This window comes from Pseudomonas sp. WMBT8 (assembly GCF_050916005.1).
Lineage (GTDB): Bacteria > Pseudomonadota > Gammaproteobacteria > Pseudomonadales > Pseudomonadaceae > Aquipseudomonas.
In genome coordinates, this window is sequence record NZ_CP188096.1 from 1742212 (window position 1) to 1764982 (window position 22771).

The 22771-nt window shown below is 61.3% G+C and carries 17 protein-coding genes; 6 read left to right on the plus strand and 11 right to left on the minus strand.

Going from position 1 to position 22771, the window contains the following annotated elements:
• The first annotated feature begins 40 nt into the window (after positions 1 to 40).
• The gene (locus tag ACO77H_RS07705) at positions 41 to 733 is read left to right on the plus strand and encodes an alpha/beta family hydrolase (protein ID WP_432755223.1); all 693 of its coding nucleotides are present in this window, start codon (positions 41 to 43) and stop codon (positions 731 to 733) included.
• An 85-nt stretch (positions 734 to 818) separates the two neighbouring features.
• On the opposite strand, the gene ACO77H_RS07710 is transcribed toward ACO77H_RS07705, so the two are convergent.
• The 8 genes from ACO77H_RS07710 to ACO77H_RS07745 all read right to left on the minus strand — a co-directional run bounded on the left by ACO77H_RS07710 (position 819) and on the right by ACO77H_RS07745 (position 12719).
• A complete protein-coding gene (locus tag ACO77H_RS07710) occupies positions 819 to 2384 on the minus strand; it encodes a methyl-accepting chemotaxis protein (RefSeq protein WP_038442232.1) in 1566 nt (521 codons plus the stop codon).
• Positions 2385 to 2468: 84 nt separating this feature from the next.
• Complete coding sequence (locus ACO77H_RS07715) at positions 2469 to 3641, minus strand: glycosyltransferase family 4 protein (RefSeq protein WP_432755224.1); 1173 nt, start codon at positions 3639 to 3641, stop codon at positions 2469 to 2471.
• Complete coding sequence (locus tag ACO77H_RS07720) at positions 3638 to 4846, minus strand: glycosyltransferase family 4 protein (RefSeq protein WP_432755225.1); 1209 nt, start codon at positions 4844 to 4846, stop codon at positions 3638 to 3640. The genes ACO77H_RS07715 and ACO77H_RS07720 overlap by 4 nt, the downstream gene beginning before the upstream one ends.
• A 31-nt stretch (positions 4847 to 4877) precedes the next feature.
• Positions 4878 to 5690 carry a hypothetical protein gene (locus ACO77H_RS07725; protein WP_432755226.1) on the minus strand — a complete coding sequence of 271 codons (813 nt, stop codon included), beginning with the start codon at positions 5688 to 5690 and terminating at the stop codon, positions 4878 to 4880.
• On the minus strand, positions 5614 to 9294 hold the full coding sequence (locus ACO77H_RS07730) for a glycosyltransferase family protein (RefSeq protein ID WP_432755227.1): 3681 nt from the start codon (positions 9292 to 9294) through the stop codon (positions 5614 to 5616). Before ACO77H_RS07730 ends, ACO77H_RS07725 begins: the two co-directional genes overlap by 77 nt.
• A gap of 12 nt (positions 9295 to 9306) precedes the next feature.
• Positions 9307 to 10569, minus strand: coding sequence for a UDP-N-acetyl-D-mannosamine dehydrogenase (gene wecC / locus ACO77H_RS07735; RefSeq protein ID WP_170043333.1), 1263 nt, complete (start codon positions 10567 to 10569; stop codon positions 9307 to 9309).
• Complete coding sequence (gene wecB / locus ACO77H_RS07740) at positions 10566 to 11705, minus strand: non-hydrolyzing UDP-N-acetylglucosamine 2-epimerase (RefSeq protein WP_169954196.1); 1140 nt, start codon at positions 11703 to 11705, stop codon at positions 10566 to 10568. Before wecB ends, wecC begins: the two co-directional genes overlap by 4 nt.
• A gap of 219 nt (positions 11706 to 11924) precedes the next feature.
• Positions 11925 to 12719 (minus strand): CPBP family intramembrane glutamic endopeptidase, encoded by a 795-nt coding sequence (locus ACO77H_RS07745; protein ID WP_169954195.1) that lies wholly within the window; start codon positions 12717 to 12719, stop codon positions 11925 to 11927.
• Positions 12720 to 12977: 258 nt separating this feature from the next.
• On the opposite strand from ACO77H_RS07745, the gene ACO77H_RS07750 reads away from it, so the two are divergent.
• The gene (locus tag ACO77H_RS07750) at positions 12978 to 13385 is read left to right on the plus strand and encodes an ester cyclase (protein ID WP_169954194.1); all 408 of its coding nucleotides are present in this window, start codon (positions 12978 to 12980) and stop codon (positions 13383 to 13385) included.
• Between the two features lie 51 nt (positions 13386 to 13436).
• On the opposite strand, the gene acnA is transcribed toward ACO77H_RS07750, so the two are convergent.
• On the minus strand, positions 13437 to 16178 hold the full coding sequence (acnA, locus tag ACO77H_RS07755; RefSeq protein ID WP_170043335.1) for an aconitate hydratase AcnA: 2742 nt from the start codon (positions 16176 to 16178) through the stop codon (positions 13437 to 13439).
• Between the two features lie 190 nt (positions 16179 to 16368).
• On the opposite strand from acnA, the gene rlmM reads away from it, so the two are divergent.
• Positions 16369 to 17442: a 23S rRNA (cytidine(2498)-2'-O)-methyltransferase RlmM gene (rlmM, locus tag ACO77H_RS07760; protein ID WP_029300064.1), complete on the plus strand. Its 1074-nt coding sequence runs from the start codon at positions 16369 to 16371 to the stop codon at positions 17440 to 17442.
• Between the two features lie 143 nt (positions 17443 to 17585).
• Positions 17586 to 17837 (plus strand): sulfurtransferase TusA, encoded by a 252-nt coding sequence (gene tusA / locus ACO77H_RS07765; protein WP_432755228.1) that lies wholly within the window; start codon positions 17586 to 17588, stop codon positions 17835 to 17837.
• Here the strand turns inward: tusA and ACO77H_RS07770 are convergent.
• Positions 17834 to 19219, minus strand: coding sequence for an MATE family efflux transporter (locus ACO77H_RS07770; protein ID WP_169954292.1), 1386 nt, complete (start codon positions 19217 to 19219; stop codon positions 17834 to 17836). The two genes, tusA and ACO77H_RS07770, sit on opposite strands and share 4 nt — an antisense overlap.
• A gap of 142 nt (positions 19220 to 19361) precedes the next feature.
• Here ACO77H_RS07770 and pdxB point away from each other — a divergent pair, with 142 nt between their 5' ends.
• Positions 19362 to 20504, plus strand: a complete 1143-nt coding sequence (gene pdxB, locus ACO77H_RS07775; RefSeq protein ID WP_432755229.1) for a 4-phosphoerythronate dehydrogenase PdxB — start codon at positions 19362 to 19364, stop codon at positions 20502 to 20504.
• A gap of 63 nt (positions 20505 to 20567) precedes the next feature.
• Here the strand turns inward: pdxB and ACO77H_RS07780 are convergent, their stop codons facing one another.
• Entirely contained in the window at positions 20568 to 20741 is a 174-nt protein-coding gene (locus ACO77H_RS07780; protein WP_029300072.1) for a PA1571 family protein, read from the minus strand.
• Positions 20742 to 20986: 245 nt separating this feature from the next.
• Between ACO77H_RS07780 and ACO77H_RS07785 the strand changes: the two genes are divergently transcribed.
• Positions 20987 to 22756: an ABC transporter transmembrane domain-containing protein gene (locus ACO77H_RS07785; protein WP_432755741.1), complete on the plus strand. Its 1770-nt coding sequence runs from the start codon at positions 20987 to 20989 to the stop codon at positions 22754 to 22756.
• Positions 22757 to 22771 lie beyond the last annotated feature (15 nt).

Genomic DNA, 22771 nt, shown 5'->3' on the forward strand with positions numbered 1-22771 from the left:
TTGGGCTGGAGTTATAGGCAGACTAAAAAGCGAGGCAAGCATGGGCAAAGAGCACAAGGCCAGTATTGACGGGGATCAATGGGCGCAGTGTGTGCGTGAACACGGGTGGTTGTGGAATGCGGCCACGAGCGTTGACGCGGGCCAATCACCGACGCTGATCCTGGCTCACGGTGCCGGCGCGCCGATGGACTCGGGCTTTATGGACGACATGGCTGTACGCCTTGCCGGGCATGGCGTGAGCGTGTTGCGCTTCGAGTTTCCTTACATGGCCCAGCGCCGTGTGGATGGCGGCAAACGCCCGCCGAACCCGGCGCCAAAACTGCTGGAATGCTGGCGCGAGGTATATGCCCAGGTGCGACGTCATGTCGCTGGGCCTTTGGCGATTGGCGGCAAGTCCATGGGCGGGCGGATGGCCAGTTTATTGGCCGATGAATTGGCGGCTGATGCACTGGTGTGCCTGGGGTATCCGTTCTATGCGGTGGGTAAGCCAGAGAAGCCACGGGTCGAGCATCTGGCAGGGCTGAAGACCCCGACCTTGATTGTGCAGGGCGAACGCGATGCGCTGGGCAATCGGGCGGCGGTGGAGGGGTATGTATTGTCGCCGAGCATCGAGGTGATGTGGCTGGTGGCGGGGGATCACGATTTGAAGCCGTTGAAGGCTTCGGGGTTTACCCATGAGCAGCATCTGGAAGCTGCGGCGCGGAAGGTGGCTGGTTTTCTCGGCACCCGTTAGGGCCTCATCGCAGGCAAGCCAGCTCCCACATTTTGAATGTATTCACAGATCAAAATGTGGGAGCTGGCTTGCCTGCGATAGCGATCTAGCGGTTAAACCGCTCCACCAGCGAATACTGCGTATTGGCCGTATGGGTCAGCTCTTCACTCAACTGCGCCGAATTCAACGCCTGCTCCGAAGTCTGGTCCGCCAGCAGCGCAATGGTGCTGATATTGCGGCTGATCTCTTCGGCCACCGAGCTTTGCTCCTCGGTCGCGGCGGCGATCTGGGTGGTCATGTCGGTAATGTGCGCCACCGCCTCGCTGATCCCCACCAGCGCCGCGTCCGCTTCCATCACCCGCGCCACGCCTTCTTCGGCCTGGCGATGCCCGGCATCCATGGTCTGCACGGCGGTGCTGGCGGTCTGTTGCAACTTGGCGATCAGGGCATGGATCTGCCCGGTGGATTCGCTGGTGCGTTGCGCCAGTTGCCGCACTTCATCGGCCACCACCGCAAACCCGCGGCCCATTTCACCGGCGCGCGCCGCTTCGATGGCGGCGTTCAGGGCCAGCAGGTTGGTCTGGTCGGCAATGCCCTTGATCACATCCACCACGCCGCCGATCTCGTCGCTGTCCTTGGCCAGTTGGGTCACGGTCACACCGGTTTCCCCAACCACCACTGACAGGCGCTGGATGGCTTCGCGGGTTTCGCCCGCGATATCACGCCCGCGCCCAGTCAGGCGATTGGCCTCCTGGGTGGCGTCAGCCGTACGTTGTACATGGCTGGCGACTTCCTGGGTGGTGGCGGCCATCTGGTTGACGGCGGTGGCTACCTGCTCGGTCTCCACGCGCTGGCGTTCCAGGCCGGTAGAGCTGTTGTGGGCCAGGGTGTTGGACTGACGCGCCTGGTCGTTGAGGTGTTCGGCGGTGTCCTGCAAGCGGGTCAGGCAGGTCTTCAGGCGGGCTTCCTGGCTGAGGATCGACATCTCCAGGCGTGCTTGCGCGCCACGGCTGTCGGTGTACATCTGCGCGATCAGCGGGTCGGAGGTGGTCTGTTCGGCCAGGCGCAACAGGCGCTTGAGACCGCGCTGCTGCCAGCTCAGGCCGAGCAGGCCCAGCGGCACCGACAGTGCGGCGGCCAGGGCAAAACCCCAGTGGGAGTTGAACCAGATGCCGATCAGGAAGCTCAACTGGCTGACCAGGATAAACGGCAGCCAGTCCTGCAACACCGGCAGCCATTTATCACTGCGCGGGATGGCCGACTTGCCCTGATTGATCCGCTGGTACAGCGCTTCGGCACGGCGGATCTGCTCGGCGGTCGGCTTGACCCGTACCGACTCGTAGCCGATCACCTGTTCGCCGTCGAACACCGGGGTCACATAGGCGTTGACCCAGTAGTGATCGCCGGTCTTGCAGCGGTTCTTGACGATGCCCATCCATGGCAAGCCTTGTTTGAGCGTCGCCCACATATGCGCGAACACCGCGGCCGGCACATCCGGGTGACGTACCAGGTTGTGCGGGGCGCGCATCAGTTCATCCCGGGAAAACCCACTGATCTCGACAAACGCGTCGTTGCAGTAAGTGATCACGCCTTTGGCATCGGTCGTGGAGATCAACCGTTGTTGAGCGGGGAAGGTACGTTCGCGCTGGGTAACGGGTTGGTTATTACGCATGATTGATCAATCCGCAAGGCTTTGACAGGTTGTCGGCCCCGGCGGGCTTTTATTTAACTTATTTTTGCAATAATCGGCGGGCGCTTATCGGGTGCTCAGTATGTCGATCGCCATGTGTTGCTGGATGGTCGTGCGCGCGTAATCGCGAATGAATGCCGAACGGTCGGTGGGCTCGAGCCTGAGTCGAGCCAGGGCGGCGATGGCGGACTCCAGGTCTGCGGGGGCAAACACTGCGGTGTTGGCGATATGGGTGGTGGCGAAGTGTTTTGAGTAACCATCCAGGCCCGCCAGGATCGGCTTGCCGGTGGCGGCGTACTCGAACAATTTTGAGGGTATGACTTTGAGGAATGCCTTGAACGTATTCAGGTGCAAAAACAGCACATCGGCCTGGCGATAGTGATTGATGAGCTGGGCGCGGGACATGGGGGCAATCAGCTCGACATTGGTGATGCGCAGGCGTTGCAGCTCATCGCGCAATTTGTGCAGTGTGCCGCCATGGCCAATCACATAAAAGCTGGCACGGTCGGTCAACCGTTGCGCCAGTTGCGGGATGATTTTCTCCAGGCCCTGGCCGGCGCCGATGTTGCCGGCATACACGATTTTCAATCGGCCGGCAGGTGCGCAGGGTATGCCTTGGGAGAGCGCTGACTGGAAAAACAGATCGTCAATGCCATTGGTAAAGGTGGCAAACCTCTTGTGCGGATAGCGCGCGACGAAGTAACCGAGAAACCCCGGTGACACCAGGTTGATCCGCGAGGCCTGGTTGATCGTCAGTCGCTCGACCACGGCAAACAGCCGGGCGAGGATGTTGCCGCGCAGGCCAGGGAAAAGCTCGGGCAGCACATCGACGAAAATATCGCGGATATCCAGATAGAGCGGGGTCTTGCGTGCCCGGGCAATCGAGGCCGCCAGCGCGGCGGTCATCAGCCGCGAGGAGGAGGCAAGGATCAAGTCGTACTCCTTGCCTTTTATCGCCTTGCGTACGCCATGGGCATAGGCCGCAAACCCCCTTGCCTGATCGCGGAAGTTGTTGGGGGCCCTGGGCAGGGCTATGCGCGTAATACAAAGCCCCGGTCGTTGTGGGCCATCGCTGCCTGCCACGTAAGAGGCGGCATAGCGGTTGGGACAAGTGGTGAGCAAGTCGATCTGCGCCTCGCCGCCAGGGTGTGCGAGCAGGGCCTCGACCATCGCTTCGACCCGAAATGCTGCCAGGTCAGGTGGGTAGTAGTAGCTCAACAACAGGATACGCATCGTCATGGATGCACCTGGCCCATGCCCGTCAACCGGTAGTACAGCGTTACCAGCTCTGCCTCCTGCTGTTCCCAGTTCAGGTACCTGGCGGCAATTCGTGTGTTGCCGGCATACCTGCGGCGTAGCACAGGGTCATCCAGCAAATGCCTGAGAGCCGCGCGCAATTGCAGGTCGTCACCGGCCGGCACCAGCAACCCGATGTCATGGGCTTTGACAATCCGGCGAATCTCCGGGAAGTCCGTGGCTATTACCGGCAGCCCGGCGATCACGTACTCGAACAGCTTGTTGGAGTCGGTGGTGAAGTGGTTCAGGCAGGTGTGTTCGATGGGTTGCACGCCAATATCGGCTGATACGGTGTAGCTGGGCAGATCCGCCAGGGGCACCACGGGGATAAAATGCACGCGCTCGGCCAGGCCCAGTTCATCGCGCAATGCCAGCAGCGGCCCGCACAGATTTCCGCCCCCAATCAACACGAAATAGGCATCCGGTACGCTTGCCGCTACCCGCAGCAGGCGCTCCAGCCCGCGTCCCTGCTGCAATCCGCCCTGATAGACGATGATCGGCCAGGGCTGCACCAGCCCCAGTTCATGGCGGATCCGTTGTGTTGGCGGGCTGCTGCTCAACCGTGGCCGATTCTGCAGCACCAGCGGGCGGGCAATGGCGTAAGCGCGGGCAAAGAACTTCGCCCGCGTCTCGGTGGTGGTGATGTTGCCGTCAGTCCTGGGCATCAGCGTGCGCTCGACCCGCGCCACCCACTGGCGATAGCGCCCGTAACCTTCGCGGCTGGTGCTGATTTCGTGGGCGTCATACACCAGCTTGGCCCCGCTGAGCCGGGCGGCGAGCCAGGCGCTGGGCAGGGTATTGACGTCATGGGCGTGGATCACCGTTGCGCGATGCCAGGCGATACGGGTCACCAGGCCGATATGTGTCCATACCCGCGCAAGTACGCGCAGCACTGACATTGGCTTGCCAGTCGCCGACGCGCCCCTCGATTGTTGCGCCTTGGCGCTGCGCCACCGCCATAACGGACGCCGCGCGACTCGTATCACCTGAGTGCCATCCGCGAGGGTTTCTTTTTGGCAGGTTATACCTGGGGTATGCAGGGCAAACACCGTGACTTGATAGCCCGCCGACTGAAGTGTCTGGGCCTGTTTCAACACGCGGGCGTCGTTGCGAAATTCGTTCCATACGAGCATGGCAATACGAGTCACGGGAACCCACTCCTGTTCGGCACGTTGGCAATCAATAGGCGAAGAACAGCGCATTGATTTTCTGTTGATGGTTTTTCAGGTAGATAGCGTCCTCAATCATCGACTTGAGCCGGGCAAGGCTTTGCCGGACCAGAATCAATGAAATGAGCGCGATAGAGATGGGGGCAGGTGTCATGTACAGAAAGTCCATGACCATGAAGGCAAACGTCCCCAGGAACCCCAGGGACGAAAGTGCATTGAGCAACGCATGATGATGGCGCTGCACAATTGAACGTATGCGGTGTTTACGGTTGTATAAAACGATGATCAGTGTCGTGACCCCCGCAATATAGGCCAGGGCAATGGTCAGCAGCGCCGGGTAGATGTAAAGCAATAGGCTCAGGGCAATGGTCACAAAACTGGCCGCAGACAAGCCCCGAGTGAACCTGGAGAACGCCAGTACTGCCAGAGGTCGCTGGTTACCCAGACTGTTGGACTTCTGGTTGTGGTTCATTAGTTGGTAGGCGCCCGTTCTTGAATAACGTGACGCGATAACTTCCGACAGCAAATAGAGGCCATAAAACACAGCGGTCAATAAACTGAGGCCAATAATCAGCCAGGGTTTGCTGAACGACTTGAATGCCTGCGGCAAATATTCGGGAATTGCCTCGGAGCCCAGCAGGATGAGGATTTTCAGCGGTAACAGAAACGTTACGATCAATAGGCCTTGCGCACAAAAATGTGCGGTATGGGCGGTGAAAGTTGCTGTCGGAGTGACTCGTATGAATTTACGAGCCAATGACATGCACCAGCCGAGTGTCGATAGCAGGATTATCTGGAGTGTCGACTCTTTCTCGATGGTCATTTGTGTCTCGTATGAGGTTGAGTTCAGCTTTTGAAATCTGCAGCGTGTCGCTTTGCATGACCACGCGTTGTCTGGCGCTCAGGGATTTTTCCTGGAAAGTGCAGGGGTGCAGGAACAGGGTTTCAATGGCTTCGCTCAGCTCGATGAAACTTTCCGGGGCCGCTAGAAAACCACTGTTGTCATCGACAAACTCCGGTATTGCCCCGACTCGATTGGTGATCGGTACCAGGCCCGAGGCCATTGCTTCATCACGAGAGACACCTTGGGTATCCATGCGGCTGGGGCACAGGAATACCCCATAGTGTTTGTGCAGTTCGGCGATTTCGGACTGTTTCAAGTAGCCCCTTTCAATCTGTACGTTGGGGTATTGGCGCAGGGGCGCCAATGTCTCCTCGAATAACGGCCCATCCCCGATCAGGCGAAACTGCAGTTCACTGAACCAGGGCTTTTGCGCCAGCAACTGGATGGCCTTGACGCTCAGGTCATTGGCATAGGTGCGCGATGCATAAGGGCGGATCGAGAGGATTTTCTTGCGCTGTTCCGGCGGTTTTTCCTGATAGGAAAACAACTGGGTATTGATCGGGTTGTGAATGATCCGGTACTGGTTTTTTGGCAGGCGAAAGCCCAGGTCTTCCATGACCTCTTCGGCAAAGTGATGCGATACGAACACCAACTGCAAATTGGCCGGCATGGGGTTTAGCAGCTTGCGCCAGAAGCCCATGCGCCGCTCGCTTTCGAGCTTGCCCAGTTGCCGTTGCGCATCGCTGCCGTAGTTGTGCGCCCGACGCCACCATGGCTGGATTTCGGAACCGTGCACCCAGACGATGGTGGGGATGGCGTGCAGGCGCAGGACTTCCCACATCTGCGGGTCCAGAAAATGCACCAGCACCGATTGATAACACCTTGACCCAAGCATGTTGGCCAGGGCTGCCTGGGAGCCAGTGATGACATCGACGTTTTCAAACTCTTGATAGCTGACCGGCTCATTTGCGCGCAGGCGAAACACATCCACCGGCAAGCCTTGTGTTTGATAGGCGCTTACACGGGTGTGCAAAAAGCCGTTGCGGTACAGATCGTCATAGGCCGGGTAGTGGTTGGTCAGCAGTAGGTGCCCGGCCTTGGCGAGCAGTGTGGATGGCTGGATATCACGATGGCCGAGGACCAGTTCCTTGATCGTGGAACTGCCGCTTGCGTAAGCACGGATTCCCAGGCGCACGTAGGCGGTTTCGGGAGGGACCTCGCAGCTCTGGTTGCGATTGGCCGTTTGCAGCAGATGGCTGATGCGTTGTTTCTGTGCATCCAGGAACAGGACGACCAACTGAATGTTCAAGCCTGGGGTGGCGTCGAGGAACAGTTGCAGAGGCGCGTCGGTTGCCAGTTGGGCCACGGGCAGTTCCTGCCTGGCGTAATGGTACTCGTGCCTACCGTCCGCCAGGGATGAGGAGATATGCCAGGTATCGGCATCGACCTTGGTTTGCAGGAACTTGCTGGCGATGGGGGCAAACAGTTTCGCCAGGGCTGCACCACTGATGTACGGCGTACTGGCGCTCGCTTGCAGCGGGGGAATGGTTTCGGCGTGCCGTTGCAGGGTGGCGAGGCTCACACCGCTATCCACCGCAAGATCATCCACCATGGCGCTGACCTGCTGCGGGTGGGTGCCCGCCGCGTTTTTGCAGTAGTTGAAGACGTCGCTCGCCAGGGCCTTCGGGTTGCGGTACTCAAGGGAGGGCAGGGCGCGGAGCCAGTCGCCAACCGTTTGGCTGGCCAGCAATGAGGGCTTGATCAGCGCGCAACGGGCGGCGATGGCGCTGGCGCAGCGGTAGTCCTGCCCGGCATTGTGCAGGTGGATGCCATGTTCATCGGCTACGTAGTGCGCCGCCTTGCCGATCACGTTGGCCTGGCTGTAGCGCGTGGCCAGGGCCAGGTCGAGCAGGTAGTGGGGGCCGTAGTAGTCCTGCGCGACCATCGCGCCAACCCAGGCGGCGCCGTTGGCCAGTTCAGCCACGGTAACGGCGTTCAACTGCGTGCGGCTGATCAGGTGTAATCGCGGGTCTGTTGCGGTTACGCCCGTGTTCACCACGACCTTCATGATGATATTGCTGTAGCGCTGGCGCTGCAGGTGCCGGGTCAGTGCCAGCAGCTCGGCATTGTTGAGCGCATTGGCGATGATGCAAATCGTGGGCAAGGGATCGTCTTGGGGCGTGCCGCTGACTTTGGCCATGACATAGCGCAAGCGATGGGCGTAGGTATGTTCCTGCATCACCTTGCGCAAACCGGCCAGACGCAGTCTGGCGCTATGTTGCGGGTTATCCGCCAGCGCCTTGAGCCGGTTGAGCATGTGCGCACTGTTGTCGGTGGTAATTACCAGATCACCCAGTAATACGCGCAGGCCACGGGAAAAATTGCTGACAGTCAGGGTGTTGGAGCCCAGCAGCTCGAAGACGCGCCGCGCGAACATGGACTGGGATTGCTTGATCGAGTTGAGGTTGACCCCGTAGCGATAGCCTTTGTAGGCCAGGTCCATGTGTGCAGGGCTCAACGTGCCGACGATGTAGGGTTGATATTCGGCGGGGAACTGATAGTTGGCGTCTTGTTTGCCGAAGTTGCGATCAAAGATCTCCAAGGGGCGCAAGCGTGGCAGTTCGCTGATGAGATTGACCAGGTCACGGGTCCGTTCGGGATAACGGACGTAGTAGGCACCGGCAAAGCAGAACCCGTCCTTGCGTTCATACAGCTCAATCGGGTTGTGCACCACGGGCTGGCAGGCAAAGGGCAGCAGGTAGACACGCTCGTGACCCAATGCGCCTTTATAGCGCTGAATGCAGTCGATATCGGTGGTGAATACAAAGTCCAATTGCTTGGCCGTGTTGAGGAAGGTTTCGTAGTGCACGGGGTCTTCCTTGTTCCAGAACACCGTGGGCACGCCGTGCTCCTTGCACCACTGCAAGGTGCCCCGCAGTTCCTCGCAGTTGTGCCCCACTTTGTTGTGCCACAAGTCATCCTTGCCGCGCCAAGCCGACTCGATAAACAGAAGCTCGGGTTGGAACGCTTCAAGTTCTGCCAGGTAGTGGGCCGGGGTCAGTTGCAGCAACTGGCATTCGTGGCGGTAGGCATCGTAGGTAAACGGGTCCATCACGCAGGCCACTCTCAGTGGCTGGGCATTGTCCTGGGCGCCTGGCAACAGGTGGTCGTGGATGTAGTCGGCCTCTGCCAGCGGACGGGGCCGGGGTGTCGCTGTAACCGGTGCCGTGGCTGGCAGCGGCTGTCGTGGGTGCTCAGCGCTTGCTTGCTGGGTGTTCGGACGGCTCCTGCGGGCCTGGCGGTACAGCCTGAACAAGGTCGCTGGCAGGCGCAGCAATGCGCCCAGCGAGCGGGTGCCGGCCTTCAATTGATAACCCAATTGATAGGTGAGGCTGGCGCGCGTCTTGATCAGCCGCTGTTCTGCCAGATGGCGCTTGGCATTGGCACTGTGCAGGTTGTCATTGAGCGTGGCGATCTGCTCACGGGCTTGGCTGAGGGCAGCCTGCAGCTGTTCGCTGGTAGCGCGTTGCTCCTCCAGGTCGTGGCGCACTTGCTTGTGTGCGGCGCGTTCCATCGCATTCATTATCGGTACCTCTCAGGCTGCCAGCACGCCGGCAGCATCAATCACCAGAAGGCCATCGCGCAGGGCGGGCATCGAGACGAACTCGCGGTGCCTGACCAGCAACACATGAATCTGTGCGCGCTCGAGGGCGTCGACGGTGTCGGTCAGCGAGTGCATGGCCATGTCGGCGGGCAGCGCCTCGATGTTGGGCTCCACCAGCAGCAGCTTGACCCCCAGTTCCTGGCCCAGTTGCCGGGCGATACTCAAGGCCGGGCTTTCACGCAAGTCATCGATATCGGCCTTGAATGCCAGGCCATAGCAGGCAATGCGCACGCTGCCGGCCTGCAGGTCGGTACGCTTGAGCAGCAGGGATGCCAGCGCCAGCTTGACCTGCTGGATCACCCACTGCGGCTTATGCTCATTGACCTCCCGCGCCGTGCGGATCAAACGCGCCAGGTCCGGGCTCTTGCTGACGATGAACCACGGGTCGACGGCAATGCAGTGCCCGCCCACACCCGGCCCTGGCTGGAGGATGTTCACCCGCGGGTGATGGTTGGCCAGGCGAATCAGCTCCCAGGGGTTGATCTTCAACTGTGCGCAGATCATTGAAAGCTCATTGGCAAAGGCGATATTGACGTCGCGAAAGCTGTTTTCCGTGAGCTTGCACATCTCTGCCGTGCGTGCGTCGGTCTCGATGCATTGGCCTTTGACGAATGTCCGGTACAACTGGGTGGCGGCCGCCGAGCACGCCGGCGTCAGGCCGCCGATGATCCGGTCATTGCTCACCAGCTCGCGCAGTACATGGCCCGGCAACACACGCTCCGGGCAGTGGGCAACGCGGATATCACTGGTTTGGCCGTGGGTCGCCGGGAAGGTCAGGTCGGGTCGTGCCCGGGCGAGCCACTGGGCCATGCGCTCGGTAGTGCCCACTGGTGAGGTGGATTCGAGGACGACCAGGTCGTGTTTTTTCAGCACCGGAGCCAGGGCTTCGATAGCGGCCCGGATGTAGCTCAGGTCAGGTTCATGGTTGCCCGTGAACGGCGTGGGAACGGCGATCAGGAACGCCTCGGCAGGCTCCACCGTAGTGGTTGCCCGTAGGTAGCCTTGGGTGATCACCCCGTGGACCAGCAGCTCCAGCTCGGGCTCGACAATATGCACGGCTCCGCGATTGATGATGTCCACGGTGCGCTGGTTGATATCCACGCCGATCACCTGCTTTTTGCGCGAGGCAAAAATGGCCGCGGTGGGCAGGCCAATGTAGCCCAGGCCCATGACGCAAATCTTCTCGACATTCATGCAGCGGCCTCGCTTTTTTGCGGCAGGTCCAGCAACGCAGCCCGGATACGCACGCAAGCATTCCCGTCGCCATAAGGGTTATGGGCGATGCTCATTTGCCGATAGGCGGCCTCGTTCTCCAGCAACTGGTTAAGGTGGTGGGTGATGCAACTGACCTCGGTGCCGACCAGCCTGACGGTGCCTGCCGCCACAGCCTCGGGGCGCTCGGTGGTATCGCGCATCACCAGTACCGGCTTGCCCAGGGCGGGCGCTTCCTCCTGGATGCCGCCCGAGTCGGTGAGAATCAGGTAGGCGCGGGTCATCAGGTACACGAAGGGCAGGTAATCCTGCGGGGCGATCAGGTACACATTGTCGATCCCGGCCAACAGGCGTTTTACCGGCTTCTGCACATTGGGGTTCAGGTGCATCGGGTAAACAAAGGCCACCTCTGGAAAGCACCGGGCGCTGTCTGCCAGGGCCTGGCAGATACGCTCCAGACCCTCGCCAAAGTTTTCCCGGCGATGCCCGGTTACCAGCACCATGCGTTGCCCCTTGGGCAGGAACGAAAACTGTCGATCAAGCCGGGCGCGCATCGGCATCAGCTTCTCTACCACGCTGAGCAGCGCATCAATCACGGTATTGCCCGTGACATGGATCCTGTCCGGGGCCACGCCTTCCTTGAGCAGGTTTTGCCGGGAGGTTTGCGTGGGGGCAAAGTGCAGCGTCGCCAGGCTGCCGGTCAGGCGTCGATTGCCTTCCTCCGGCCAGGGTGAATACAGGTCGTTGGTACGCAGCCCGGCCTCGATGTGGGCAATCGGAATCTGCCGGTAATAGGCCGCCAGGCTGGCAGCGAAGGTGGTAGCGGTGTCGCCATGGACCAGGATCACATCCGGCTTGAAGTCATCCAGCACTGCCTGGAGCCCCTGGATGATGGCCGTGGTCACATCTGTCAGGTTTTGCCCGGCTTTCATGATGTTCAGGTCATAGTCCGGCACCAGTTCAAACAGCTCGAGAACTTGATCCAGCATCTCGCGGTGCTGCGCGGTGACGCAGACTCTCGAGTCGAAATGGGCATCGCTTGCCAGTTGGATCGCCAGCGGTGCCATTTTAATGGCCTCCGGGCGAGTGCCGAAGATGGACAGGGTCTTGAGAGGCATGGGCGTGGGTTCTTATTGGATGCCTGACACACAGGCGTGGGTTGCCTCATCGCAACCCCGGCAATTGAAACGCTGCTGGTTGGGTGAGTACGAAAGCTCCTAGGCATTCTGCCGAACGGGGGGAGGGGCGACCACTGACCGTCCGGCTAGGTTTTATCGAGCGCCGAACACACAAAAGCCGCCCGAAGGCGGCTTTTGTGTTCAGTGCAGAGGGACTGCTCAGCCCGCCAGCATCGGGTAGGTAAACAAGCCGAAATGCAGGAGGTTCAAGCCAAAGTGCGTGGCAATCGCTGCGCCCAGGCCGCCGAAGCGGTAGGCCAGGCCGTACCCCGCGCCGGCGATACTGGCCAGCAGCACCCACTGCCAACCCGCGCCCACATGCACCAGGCCAAACAGCAGCGAAGCCAGTAGCAAGGCGAGGTTTTCGCCGTAGGGCAGTTGTTTGAAGCGCCGGCTCAGGCCGCCCTGGATGTAGCCGCGAAACAGTGCCTCCTCAACCAGGGTCACCAGCAACAGGTTGTTCAACACCCAGAGCCAGGCCTGGTCCGGCCATTTGGGGGCCCAACTGATGATGCCCAGCAGTACCGCACCGCCAAGGGCGGCGATGGTGGTCAGGGTCAAGGCCAGGGCCGTGGCGTAGATCGACAGGCGCAACGGGCGGCGAGCGACGATCCACGGGCAGGCGAGCAGCAGCCAGAAGCCGATCAGCGGCTTGTCCTGGTTCAGGTACATCGAGAAGGGCACGGCATCGGCCGTGAAGCGCTGTGGGTCGATGCCGCGACCGTTGTAGAAACCGGGCAGCCAGTGCATCGCCAGGCCCAGGGCCAATACGATGAACAGGCCATGGCCGAGGTAGCGGGCCCAGGGGATGTGTTGTTGGCGCACGGCATACCCGGCGCCCCCCAGTAAACCGACCGATACCAGCGCCAGCAACCCCAGTTGTCCATAGGTCAGGGCCAGCGCATAGCCAATCGAAAGAAGCGCCAGGTACAGCCAGGGTAAAGCAGCAAACATGAGAAGTCCTTGTGACGGTCAAGCGGGCGCTCAGCATTAATCGGCGCCCAGGAATCAGCGGCCGATTATACGGAGCGCCATTGATCACTTAAATGAAAAAACCGCCATCTGGACATTGGTTGGATGGCGCGGAGGCAACTAAGCTTTTTTCACGCTTACGAACAGAGGGAGTATCTGCTCAGCAGGAGTTGAAGGTGTATCTGTCAGGCGGAGTATGCAGCGCAAGAGGCGTGTTCCCGACTTTCAGAGGCATTTACAATGAATGATCATCAACTGATTAAAGAATGGGCCGACGCATGGTCCACTTCCTCCAAACAGCGATTTCTCGCGATCTTTGCAGATGATTGCATTTACGAGGATGTCGCGGCTGAAATGAAAATGAAGGGAAAACCCGAGTTAGGCGGGTTTTTCGACTTGATCAGGCAAGCCTTGCCGGACTTCAAGGTGTTCGAGGAAGTGATCAGCCTGGGAGAGGGCGGCGGCACTATTCAATGGCATATGACAGGCACGCACAAAGGGACGTTGTTTGATCGGGCTGCAACCCATAAAGAGATTTTGGTTCGCGGGGTGTGCGTGATTAAAACCGCCAATAGTAAAATCATCGAGTGCACGGATTACTACAATATGGCCACGTTGTTCAAACAACTGGGATTTAAAGACCAATAAACCTGTGCTGAACAAACAGCACACCCCTCAGCGAGAGGTGTGCTGCGCGGTTTACGAAGCGATCAGTTGACGCAGTACATAGTGCAGAATCCCACCCGCCTTGAAGTATTCAACTTCATTGAGGGTGTCGATCCGGCACAGCACCTCGACCTTCTCGCTGCGGCCATCCTCGCGGGTAATCACCAGCGTCAGGTTCATCCGTGGCTCGATCTGGGCATCGGTCAGGCCGAGAATGTCGATCTTCTCCTTACCGGTCAGTTGCAGCGCCTTGCGGTTCTGGTCCAGCTTGAACTGCAGCGGCAGCACGCCCATGCCCACCAGGTTGGAGCGGTGGATGCGCTCGAAGCTCTCGGCAATCACCGCCTTGACCCCCAGCAGGTTGGTGCCCTTGGCGGCCCAGTCGCGGCTGGAGCCAGTGCCGTATTCCTGGCCGGCGATCACCACCAGTGGCGTGCCGGACGCCTGGTACTTCATGGCCGCATCGTAGATCGGCATCTTCTCGCCGGTGGGAATGTAGAGGGTGTTGCCCCCTTCTTCGCCGCCAAGCATTTCGTTGCGGATACGGATGTTGGCGAAGGTACCGCGCATCATCACTTCATGGTTGCCACGGCGCGAGCCGTAGGAGTTGAAGTCCCGCGGTTCCACGCCCTGTTCGCGCAGGTAACGGCCGGCCGGGCTGTCGGCCTTGATATTGCCGGCCGGGGAGATGTGGTCGGTGGTTACCGAGTCGCCAAGCAGGGCCAGGATATTGGCACCCTGCACATCCTTGATCACCGGCAGCGGCCCGGCGATGTCATCGAAGAACGGCGGGTGCTGGATATAGGTGGAGTCTTTTTGCCACACATAGGTCGCGGCCTGTGGCACTTCAATGGCTTGCCATTGTGCGTCACCGGCGAACACCTCGGCGTATTCCTTGTGGAACATGCTGGTGCTGACCTGGGCCACCGCGTCGGCGATCTCCTGGCTGCTGGGCCAGATATCGCGCAGGTAGACCGGCGCACCATCCTTGCCGGTGCCCAGGGGCTCGCTGCTGATATCAATGCGCACGGTCCCGGCCAGGGCATAGGCCACCACCAGCGGCGGCGAGGCCAGCCAGTTGGTTTTCACCAGCGGATGCACGCGGCCCTCGAAGTTACGGTTGCCGGACAGCACCGACGCCACGGTCAGGTCGGCTTTCTGGATGGCTTTCTCGATAGGCTCGGGCAATGGCCCGGAGTTGCCGATGCAGGTGGTACAGCCATAACCCACCAGGTCGAAGCCCAATTGGTCCAGGTAGGGGGTCAGGCCGGCGGCGTTGTAGTAGTCGGTGACCACCTTGGAGCCTGGCGCCAGCGAGCTTTTTACCCAGGGCTTGCGGCTCAGGCCCTTTTCCACGGCTTTTTTCGCGACCAGGCCTGCAGCCATCATCACGCTGGGGTTGGAGGTGTTGGTGCAGGAGGTGATCGCGGCGATCACCACCGCGCCGTTTTTCAGGCGATAGGTCTGGCCTTCAAAGTCGTAGTCGGCTTCACCCACCAGGTCGGCGTTACCCACCGCGACACCGCCGCCGCCTTCACTTTCCAGGCGACCTTCTTCCTTGCTGGCAGGTTTGAACTGCAAGTCGAGGAAGTCAGTGAACGCCTGGCTCACATCCGGCAGCGAGACTCGGTCCTGCGGGCGTTTGGGCCCGGCCAGGCTGGCTTCGACGGTGCCCATGTCGAGGGCCAGGCTGTCGGTGAACACTGGTTCTTCACCGGCATTGCGCCACAGGCCCTGGGCCTTGGTGTACGCCTCGACCAGCTTGACGGTGGCCGCAGGCCGGCCCGACAGGCGCAAGTAGTCCAGGGTCACCTCATCGACGGGGAAAAAGCCGCAGGTGGCGCCGTATTCCGGGGCCATGTTGGCGATGGTCGCGCGGTCGGCCAGGGGCAGGTCGGCGAGGCCGTCGCCATAGAACTCGACGAATTTACCCACCACGCCTTTTTTACGCAGCATTTGCGTGACCGTCAGCACCAGGTCGGTGGCGGTGATGCCTTCTTTCAATTTGCCAGTGAGCTTGAAGCCGATCACTTCCGGGATGAGCATCGACACCGGCTGGCCGAGCATCGCCGCTTCCGCCTCGATCCCGCCCACGCCCCAGCCCAGGACGCCGAGGCCGTTGATCATGGTGGTGTGGGAATCGGTGCCCACCAGGGTGTCCGGGAAGGCGTAGGTGCGGCCGTCCTCGTCCTTGGTCCACACCGTGCGGCCCAGGTATTCCAGGTTGACCTGGTGACAGATGCCGGTCCCCGGTGGTACCACGCTGAAATTATCAAAGGCGCTCTGGCCCCAGCGCAGGAACGCATAGCGTTCACCGTTGCGCTGCATTTCGATATCGACGTTTTGCTCGAAGGCATCGGCGTTGCCGAACTTGTCGACCATCACCGAGTGGTCAATCACCAGGTCCACCGGCGACAACGGGTTGATGCGCTGCGGATCGCCACCGGCCTTGGCCACGGCGGCGCGCATGGCGGCCAGGTCGACCACGGCGGGTACGCCGGTAAAGTCCTGCATCAGTACCCGGGCCGGGCGGTACTGGATCTCGCGGTCGGAGCGACGCTCCTTGAGCCAGGCGGCCAGCGCCTTGAGATCGGCGCCGGTGACGGTTTTTTCGTCCTCCCAGCGCAGCAGGTTTTCCAGCAGCACCTTGAGGGACATCGGCAACTTGTCCAGGTCACCCAGGCTCTTGGCGGCTTCGGGCAAGCTGAAGTAGTGGTAGGTCTTACTGTCGATTTGCAGGGTCTTAAGGGTTCTCAGGCTATCAACGGATGACATTACATGACTCCTTATGGTCCGCACGGCTACGGACCTGACGGGACGAACAGAGCTTTCAACTTAGCCCTGTTTTCAGTAGCAGGCTAATAACTGGACTCTATGGACAAGTCCAAGGTTCCGAACTCAGCTATCATGCGCGCGTTTTCATGACAGGCATTGCGATAGAGCAAGCCAGTTGCCAGGAGATTCAATGAACACCCTTTTTATGCACTGCCGCCCGGGTTTTGAAGGCGAAGTCTGTTCCGAGATCGCGGAACACGCCGCGCGCCTGAACGTTTCCGGCTATGCCAAGGCCAAGACCGGCAGCGCCTGCGCCGAATTTGTCTGCACCGAAGAAGACGGCGCCCAGCGCCTGATGCGCGGCCAGCGGTTTGCCGAGCTGATCTTCCCAAGGCAGTGGGCGCGTGGGGTGTTCATCGACTTGCCAGAGACCGACCGCATCAGCGTGATCCTCGCGCACCTGCGCGATTTCCCTGTGTGCGGCAGCCTGTGGCTGGAAATGGTCGATACCAACGACGGCAAGGAACTGTCGAACTTCTGCAAGAAATTCGAAGTGCACCTGCGCAAGGCCCTGCTGGCCGCCGGCAAACTGGTCGAAGACCCGAGCAAGCCGCGCCTGCTGCTGACCTTCAAGAGCGGCCGCGAAGTGTTCATGGGCCTGGCCGAGTCAAATAACTCGGCGATGTGGCCGATGGGCATCCCGCGCCTGAAATTCCCCCGTGACGCGCCAAGCCGCTCGACCCTCAAGCTGGAAGAGGCCTGGCACCACTTTATCCCCCGGGACCAGTGGGACGAGCGCCTGCACGGCGACATGACCGGCGTGGACCTTGGCGCAGCGCCGGGCGGCTGGACCTGGCAGTTGGTCAACCGTGGCATGCTGGTGACGGCGATCGATAACGGCCCCATGGCCGAAAGCCTGATGGACACCGGCCTGGTGCAACACCTGATGGCGGATGGGTTTACCTTCACCCCCAAGCAGCCGGTGGACTGGATGGTCTGCGATATCGTCGAGAAGCCGGCGCGCAACGCAGCCCTGCTGGAAACCTGGATTGGCGAGGGGCATTGCCGCGAAGCGGTGGTCAACCTCAAGTTGCCGATGAAACAGCGTTATGCCGAAGTGAAGCGCCTGCTGGAGCGCATCGAAGAAGGCTTCAAGGCGCGAGGCATTCGCGTGGAAATCGGTTGCAAGCAGCTGTACCACGACCGCGAGGAAGTGACCTGCCACCTGCGCCGCCTGGACGTAAAGAAACCCAAGGCCCGTTGATCCTGTGGCGGGCACCGCTCCAAAATGTGGGGGCGGGCTTGCCCGCGATAGCGTTATAACAATCGAAATCAATGTTGAATGTGCCCACGTCATCGCGGGCAGCCCGCTCCCACACAGGGGCGGATCTGTTTTCGGAGTGAAGTATGAGTCAGTTTTCGGATATACCCGTCGACGGCACCCTCGACGCCACCGGCCTCAACTGCCCGGAACCGGTGATGATGCTGCACCAGCACATCCGCGACCTGGCGCCGGGCGGCCTGCTCAAGGTCATCGCGACCGATCCCTCGACCCGTCGCGATATCCCCAAGTTCTGCGTGTTCCTGGACCATGAACTGGTAGAACAGCGCGAAGAGGCCGGTACTTACCTGTACTGGATCCGCAAGAAGCTCGCTTAAACCGCCGTGCGGATGCGCTTGCGCGCACTGCGTGCCAGGCGCACTACCAGCATCGCCGCCGCGCAGCTGAGGCCGACGATCAGCCCCTGCCACAAGCCGCTCGGGCCGTTGGCCTGGCCCAGCCAGTCGGTCAGGCCCAACAAGTAACCCACCGGCAGGCCCACGCCCCAATAGGCGAACAGGGTCAGGATCATGGTCACGCGGGTGTCCTGGTAGCCACGCAGGGCGCCGGCGGCGGTCACCTGGATCGCATCGGAGAACTGGAACAGCGCCGCAAACACAATCAGCATCGCCGCCACCTGGACCACCTGCGGGTCGGCGGTGTAGATCGTGGCGATCTGCTCGCGAAACAACAGCATCAGGCTGCACGACAGGCAGGCATAAGCCAGTGCGGTGCCCATCCCCACGCCTGCGGCGAAGCGCGCTTCACGGGGTTCGCCACGGCCCAGGGCCTGGCCGACCCGCACGGTCACGGCCATGCTCAGGGAGTAGGGAATCATGAACACCAGGGAGCTGAAGTTCAGGGCGATCTGGTGCCCGGCCACCACAGTTGCGCCCAGGCTGCCGATCAGCAGGGCGATCACCGCAAAGATGCTCGACTCGGCAAACACGGCGATGCCAATCGGCAGGCCGATGCCCAGGATGCGCTTGATCACCGACCATTTCGGCCAGTCGAAGCGCTTGAACAGCTCGCTGGCTTGATAGACCGGGGCCCAGCGCGTCCAGGCGGCGAAGCCCAGCATCATTGCCCACATCACGATCCCGGTGGCCCAGCCGCAGCCCACGCCGCCCATGGCCGGCACGCCGAAATGGCCATAGATGAACACGTAGTTCAGCGGGATATTCAACGCCAGCCCGCCCAGGCCGAGGATCATGCTCGGGCGCGTGCGGCCCAGGCCGTCACTGAAACAACGCAGTACGTAATACAGCGCCACCGCCGGCATGCCCGCCGCGATGCCGTGCAGGTAGCCCATGCAGGGGGCGATCAGCTCGGGGTCGACGTTCATCGCATGCAGGATCGGCTCGGCGCTGATCAACAGCAATGCCGCGGTGCACCCCACCACCAGCGCCAGCCACAACGCCTGGCGCACCAGCGGGCCGATCTCGGTGTGGCTGCCGGCGCCAAAGCGCTGGGCGACTTTGGGGGTGGTGGCCAGCAAGGTGCCGGTCATCAACAGATACACCGGGATCCAGATGGAATTGCCCAGGGCCACCGCCGCCAGGTCCCGCGCACTCACGCGCCCGGCCATCACTGCATCGACAAACCCCATGGCAGTGGTTGCCAGTTGCCCGATCATGATCGGCAGGGCCAGCGCCAGCAGGCTGTGGACTTCCCGGCGAACGCGGGCAGGGCGGGAGAGGGGCAGAGTGGCAGTGTTCACGTGCAGATGTCCGATAAGGGGGAGCGCAGGACGGCGCATTCTACGCCTTGACGGGTAGGTCAGGAAAATACCTGTGTAGCGGATTTGTAAACGCGCCACAGGCTGGTGCCTGTACACTGCGGGTCCGCCAAAGGAGCCTGCCATGTTGATTGTTGCCGACGAAAATATCCCGCTGCTCGATGCGTTCTTTGAAGGTTTTGGCGAGATCCGCCGGGTGCCGGGCCGCGCCATCGACCGCGCCGCCATTGAACAGGCCGATGTGCTGCTGGTGCGTTCGGTGACCAACGTCAACAGGGCGCTGCTCGAAGGCACGCCGGTACGGTTTGTCGGCACGTGCACCATCGGCACCGATCACCTGGACCTCGACTACTTTCAAAAGGCCGGTATCCAATGGTCCAGCGCGCCGGGCTGCAACGCCCGTGGGGTGGTGGACTATGTGCTGGGCAGCCTGCTGACCCTGGCTGAAATCGAGGGTGCGGACCTGAACCAGCGCACCTATGGCGTCGTCGGTGCCGGTGAAGTGGGCGGGCGCCTGGTCAAGGTGCTCAGGGGCCTGGGCTGGAAGGTGCTGGTCTGCGATCCGCCCCGCCAGATTGTCGAAGACGGTGATTACGTAAGCCTTGAGCAGATCATCGAGCAATGTGATGTGATCAGCCTGCATACCCCGCTGAAAAAATCCGGCAATGGCTCGACCTGGCACCTGCTGGATCGCCAGCGCCTGGAGCAACTCAAGCCCGGTACCTGGCTGATCAACGCCAGCCGTGGCCCGGTGGTGGATAACACGGCGCTGCGCGAGGTGTTGCTGGAGCGCGAAGACCTGCAGGCGGTGCTGGACGTGTGGGAAGGCGAGCCTGAGGTGGATGTCGAGCTGGCCGAGTTGTGCGTGCTGGCGACCCCGCATATCGCCGGCTACAGCCTGGACGGCAAGCAGCGCGGCACGGCGCAGATCTACCAGGCGCTGTGCGCGCACCTTGGCCAGCCGGCGAGCATCCAACTGAGTGACTTGCTGCCCGAGCCTTGGCTGGCCGAGGTCAACCTGCATGCCAGCACCGACCCGGCCTGGGCCCTGGCGACGCTGTGCCGCAGCGTCTATGACCCGCGCCGTGACGATGCGGATTTTCGCCGCAGCCTGGTGGGCACTGTGGAGCAGCAGCGCAAGGCCTTCGACCTGCTGCGCAAGCATTACCCGGATCGCCGCGAGATTGACGGCTTGAAGGTGCGGATCAGCGGGGAGTCGGCGGCGTTGCACGGCCTCGTCAACGCCCTGGGCGCAAACCTTTGCTGATGTACACAGCGTAGGCATAAAAAACCCGGCCACCGGGGCCGGGTCTGAAAGAGCTGGGGCGTATCAGCCTTGCTGGGCAGGCTTGACCAGTTTCTGCTCCAGTTCGGCGCACGCGCCCTGGATCATCTCTTCGGTAATCTGCACTTCGCGGCCCTGGGCATCGATGTACGAGCAAGGCAACTGTTGTGGCTGGCGGATTACTTCAACTTTGTCAGTGCTGCTGTTTTGCAAGGACATGGCCTGTCTCCTCATCAGGTTGTGTACCTACTCTAATTCCCCCGCGTGACCGAGCTGTTACAACTCCATGGCCCGTCGACGGATCGAATGCCCAGTCCAGCAGAAATCACTTTGGATTTCCAGCCGCACTTTAGACCGATAGCCTCTAGGGCCTAGTCTTGCCGGGCATAATTAACCTGACTCATTGTGATTTACCCAAGTTCAATCCGATTGCGGTGTAGGCTTGAGGTTGTCTTCCTCAGGTGATGCTCTCCATGCTTTCAGCCCGTCAACGCCGCGCCATTCGCCTGGCCATGCGCTTTATCGCCCCCTATCGCTGGCAGGCCGTCGGCGCCTTGCTGGCGCTGATCGTCACCGCAGGCATTACGTTGTCCATGGGCCAGGGCATCCGCCTGTTGGTGGACCAGGGCTTCATGACCCAGTCGCCGCACCTGCTCAACCAGTCCATCGGTCTGTTCATGATCCTCGTGCTGGGCCTGGCGGTGGGCACGTTTGCACGCTTCTACCTGGTGTCGTGGATCGGCGAGCGGGTGGTGGCGGACATTCGCCGGCAGGTGTTCAATCACCTGATCTACCTGCATCCGGGGTTCTACGAGAACAATCGCAGCTCGGAAATCCAGTCGCGCCTGACCGCCGACACCACCTTGCTGCAATCGGTGATCGGCTCATCCCTGTCGCTGTTCCTGCGCAATGCGTTGATGGTGATCGGCGGGATTGTGCTGTTGTTTATCACCAACCCCAAGCTCACCAGCATTGTGGTGGTGGCATTGCCGCTGGTGCTGGCGCCGATCCTGGTCTTTGGCCGCCGCGTGCGCAGCCTGTCGCGCCAGAGCCAGGACCGGATTGCCGACGTCGGCAGCTACGTGTCCGAGACCCTGGGCCAGATCAAGACCGTGCAGGCCTACAACCATCAGGCGCAGGATGAGCAGCGCTTCGCGGTGACGGTGGAGGAGGCGTTCACCACGGCGCGCAAACGCATCGTGCAGCGGTCCTGGCTGATCACCCTGGTGATTGTGCTGGTGCTGGGCGCTGTCGGCGTGATGCTGTGGGTGGGTGGCATGGATGTGATCGCCGGGCGCATCTCCGGCGGTGAGCTGGCGGCCTTTGTGTTCTACAGCTTGATCGTCGGCAGCGCCTTTGGCACCTTGAGCGAGGTGATCGGCGAGTTGCAACGGGCCGCCGGGGCGGCGGAGCGGATTGCCGAGCTGTTGCAGTCGAACAATGACATCCACGCGCCTGCCACGGGCGTGATCACGTTGCCGCAGCGGGTCAGTGGCCGCCTGGAGCTACAGGATCTGTACTTTTCCTACCCGTCGCGTCCCGATCGCTTTGCCATCGAGGGCCTGAGCCTGAGTATCAAGGCCGGAGAAACCCTGGCCCTGGTCGGGCCGTCCGGGGCGGGCAAGTCCACCCTGTTCGACTTGCTGTTGCGCTTCTACGACCCGCAACAGGGGCAGGTGCTGCTCGAAGGCCGACCGCTGACCAGCCTCGATCCTTTGGACCTGCGCCGCTGTTTTGCCTTGGTGTCCCAAAGCCCGGCGCTGTTTTTTGGCAGCGTCGAAGACAACATTCGCTACGGCAACCCAAAGGCCAGTTTTGCCCAGGTCGAAGAGGCGGCGCGCATTGCCCACGCCCACGATTTCATCCTGCAAATGCCTGACGGTTACCAGACCCACCTGGGGGATGGCGGCATGGGCCTTTCCGGCGGCCAGCGCCAACGCCTGGCGATTGCCCGGGCCTTGCTGGTGGATGCGCCCATCCTGTTGCTGGACGAGGCCACCAGCGCCCTGGACGCGCAGAGTGAACACCTGATCCAGCAGGCATTACCGCAATTGATGCAGGGGCGTACCACCCTGGTGATCGCCCACCGCCTGGCCACGGTGAAAAACGCCGACCGGATTGCGGTGATGGATCAGGGGAAATTGGTGGCTGTGGGCACACATCAGCAGCTGATTGCCAGCAACCCGCTGTATGCGCGGCTGGCGGCCCTGCAATTTAGCGAAGAACCCGTGTAGGGGGGGCTGGCGATG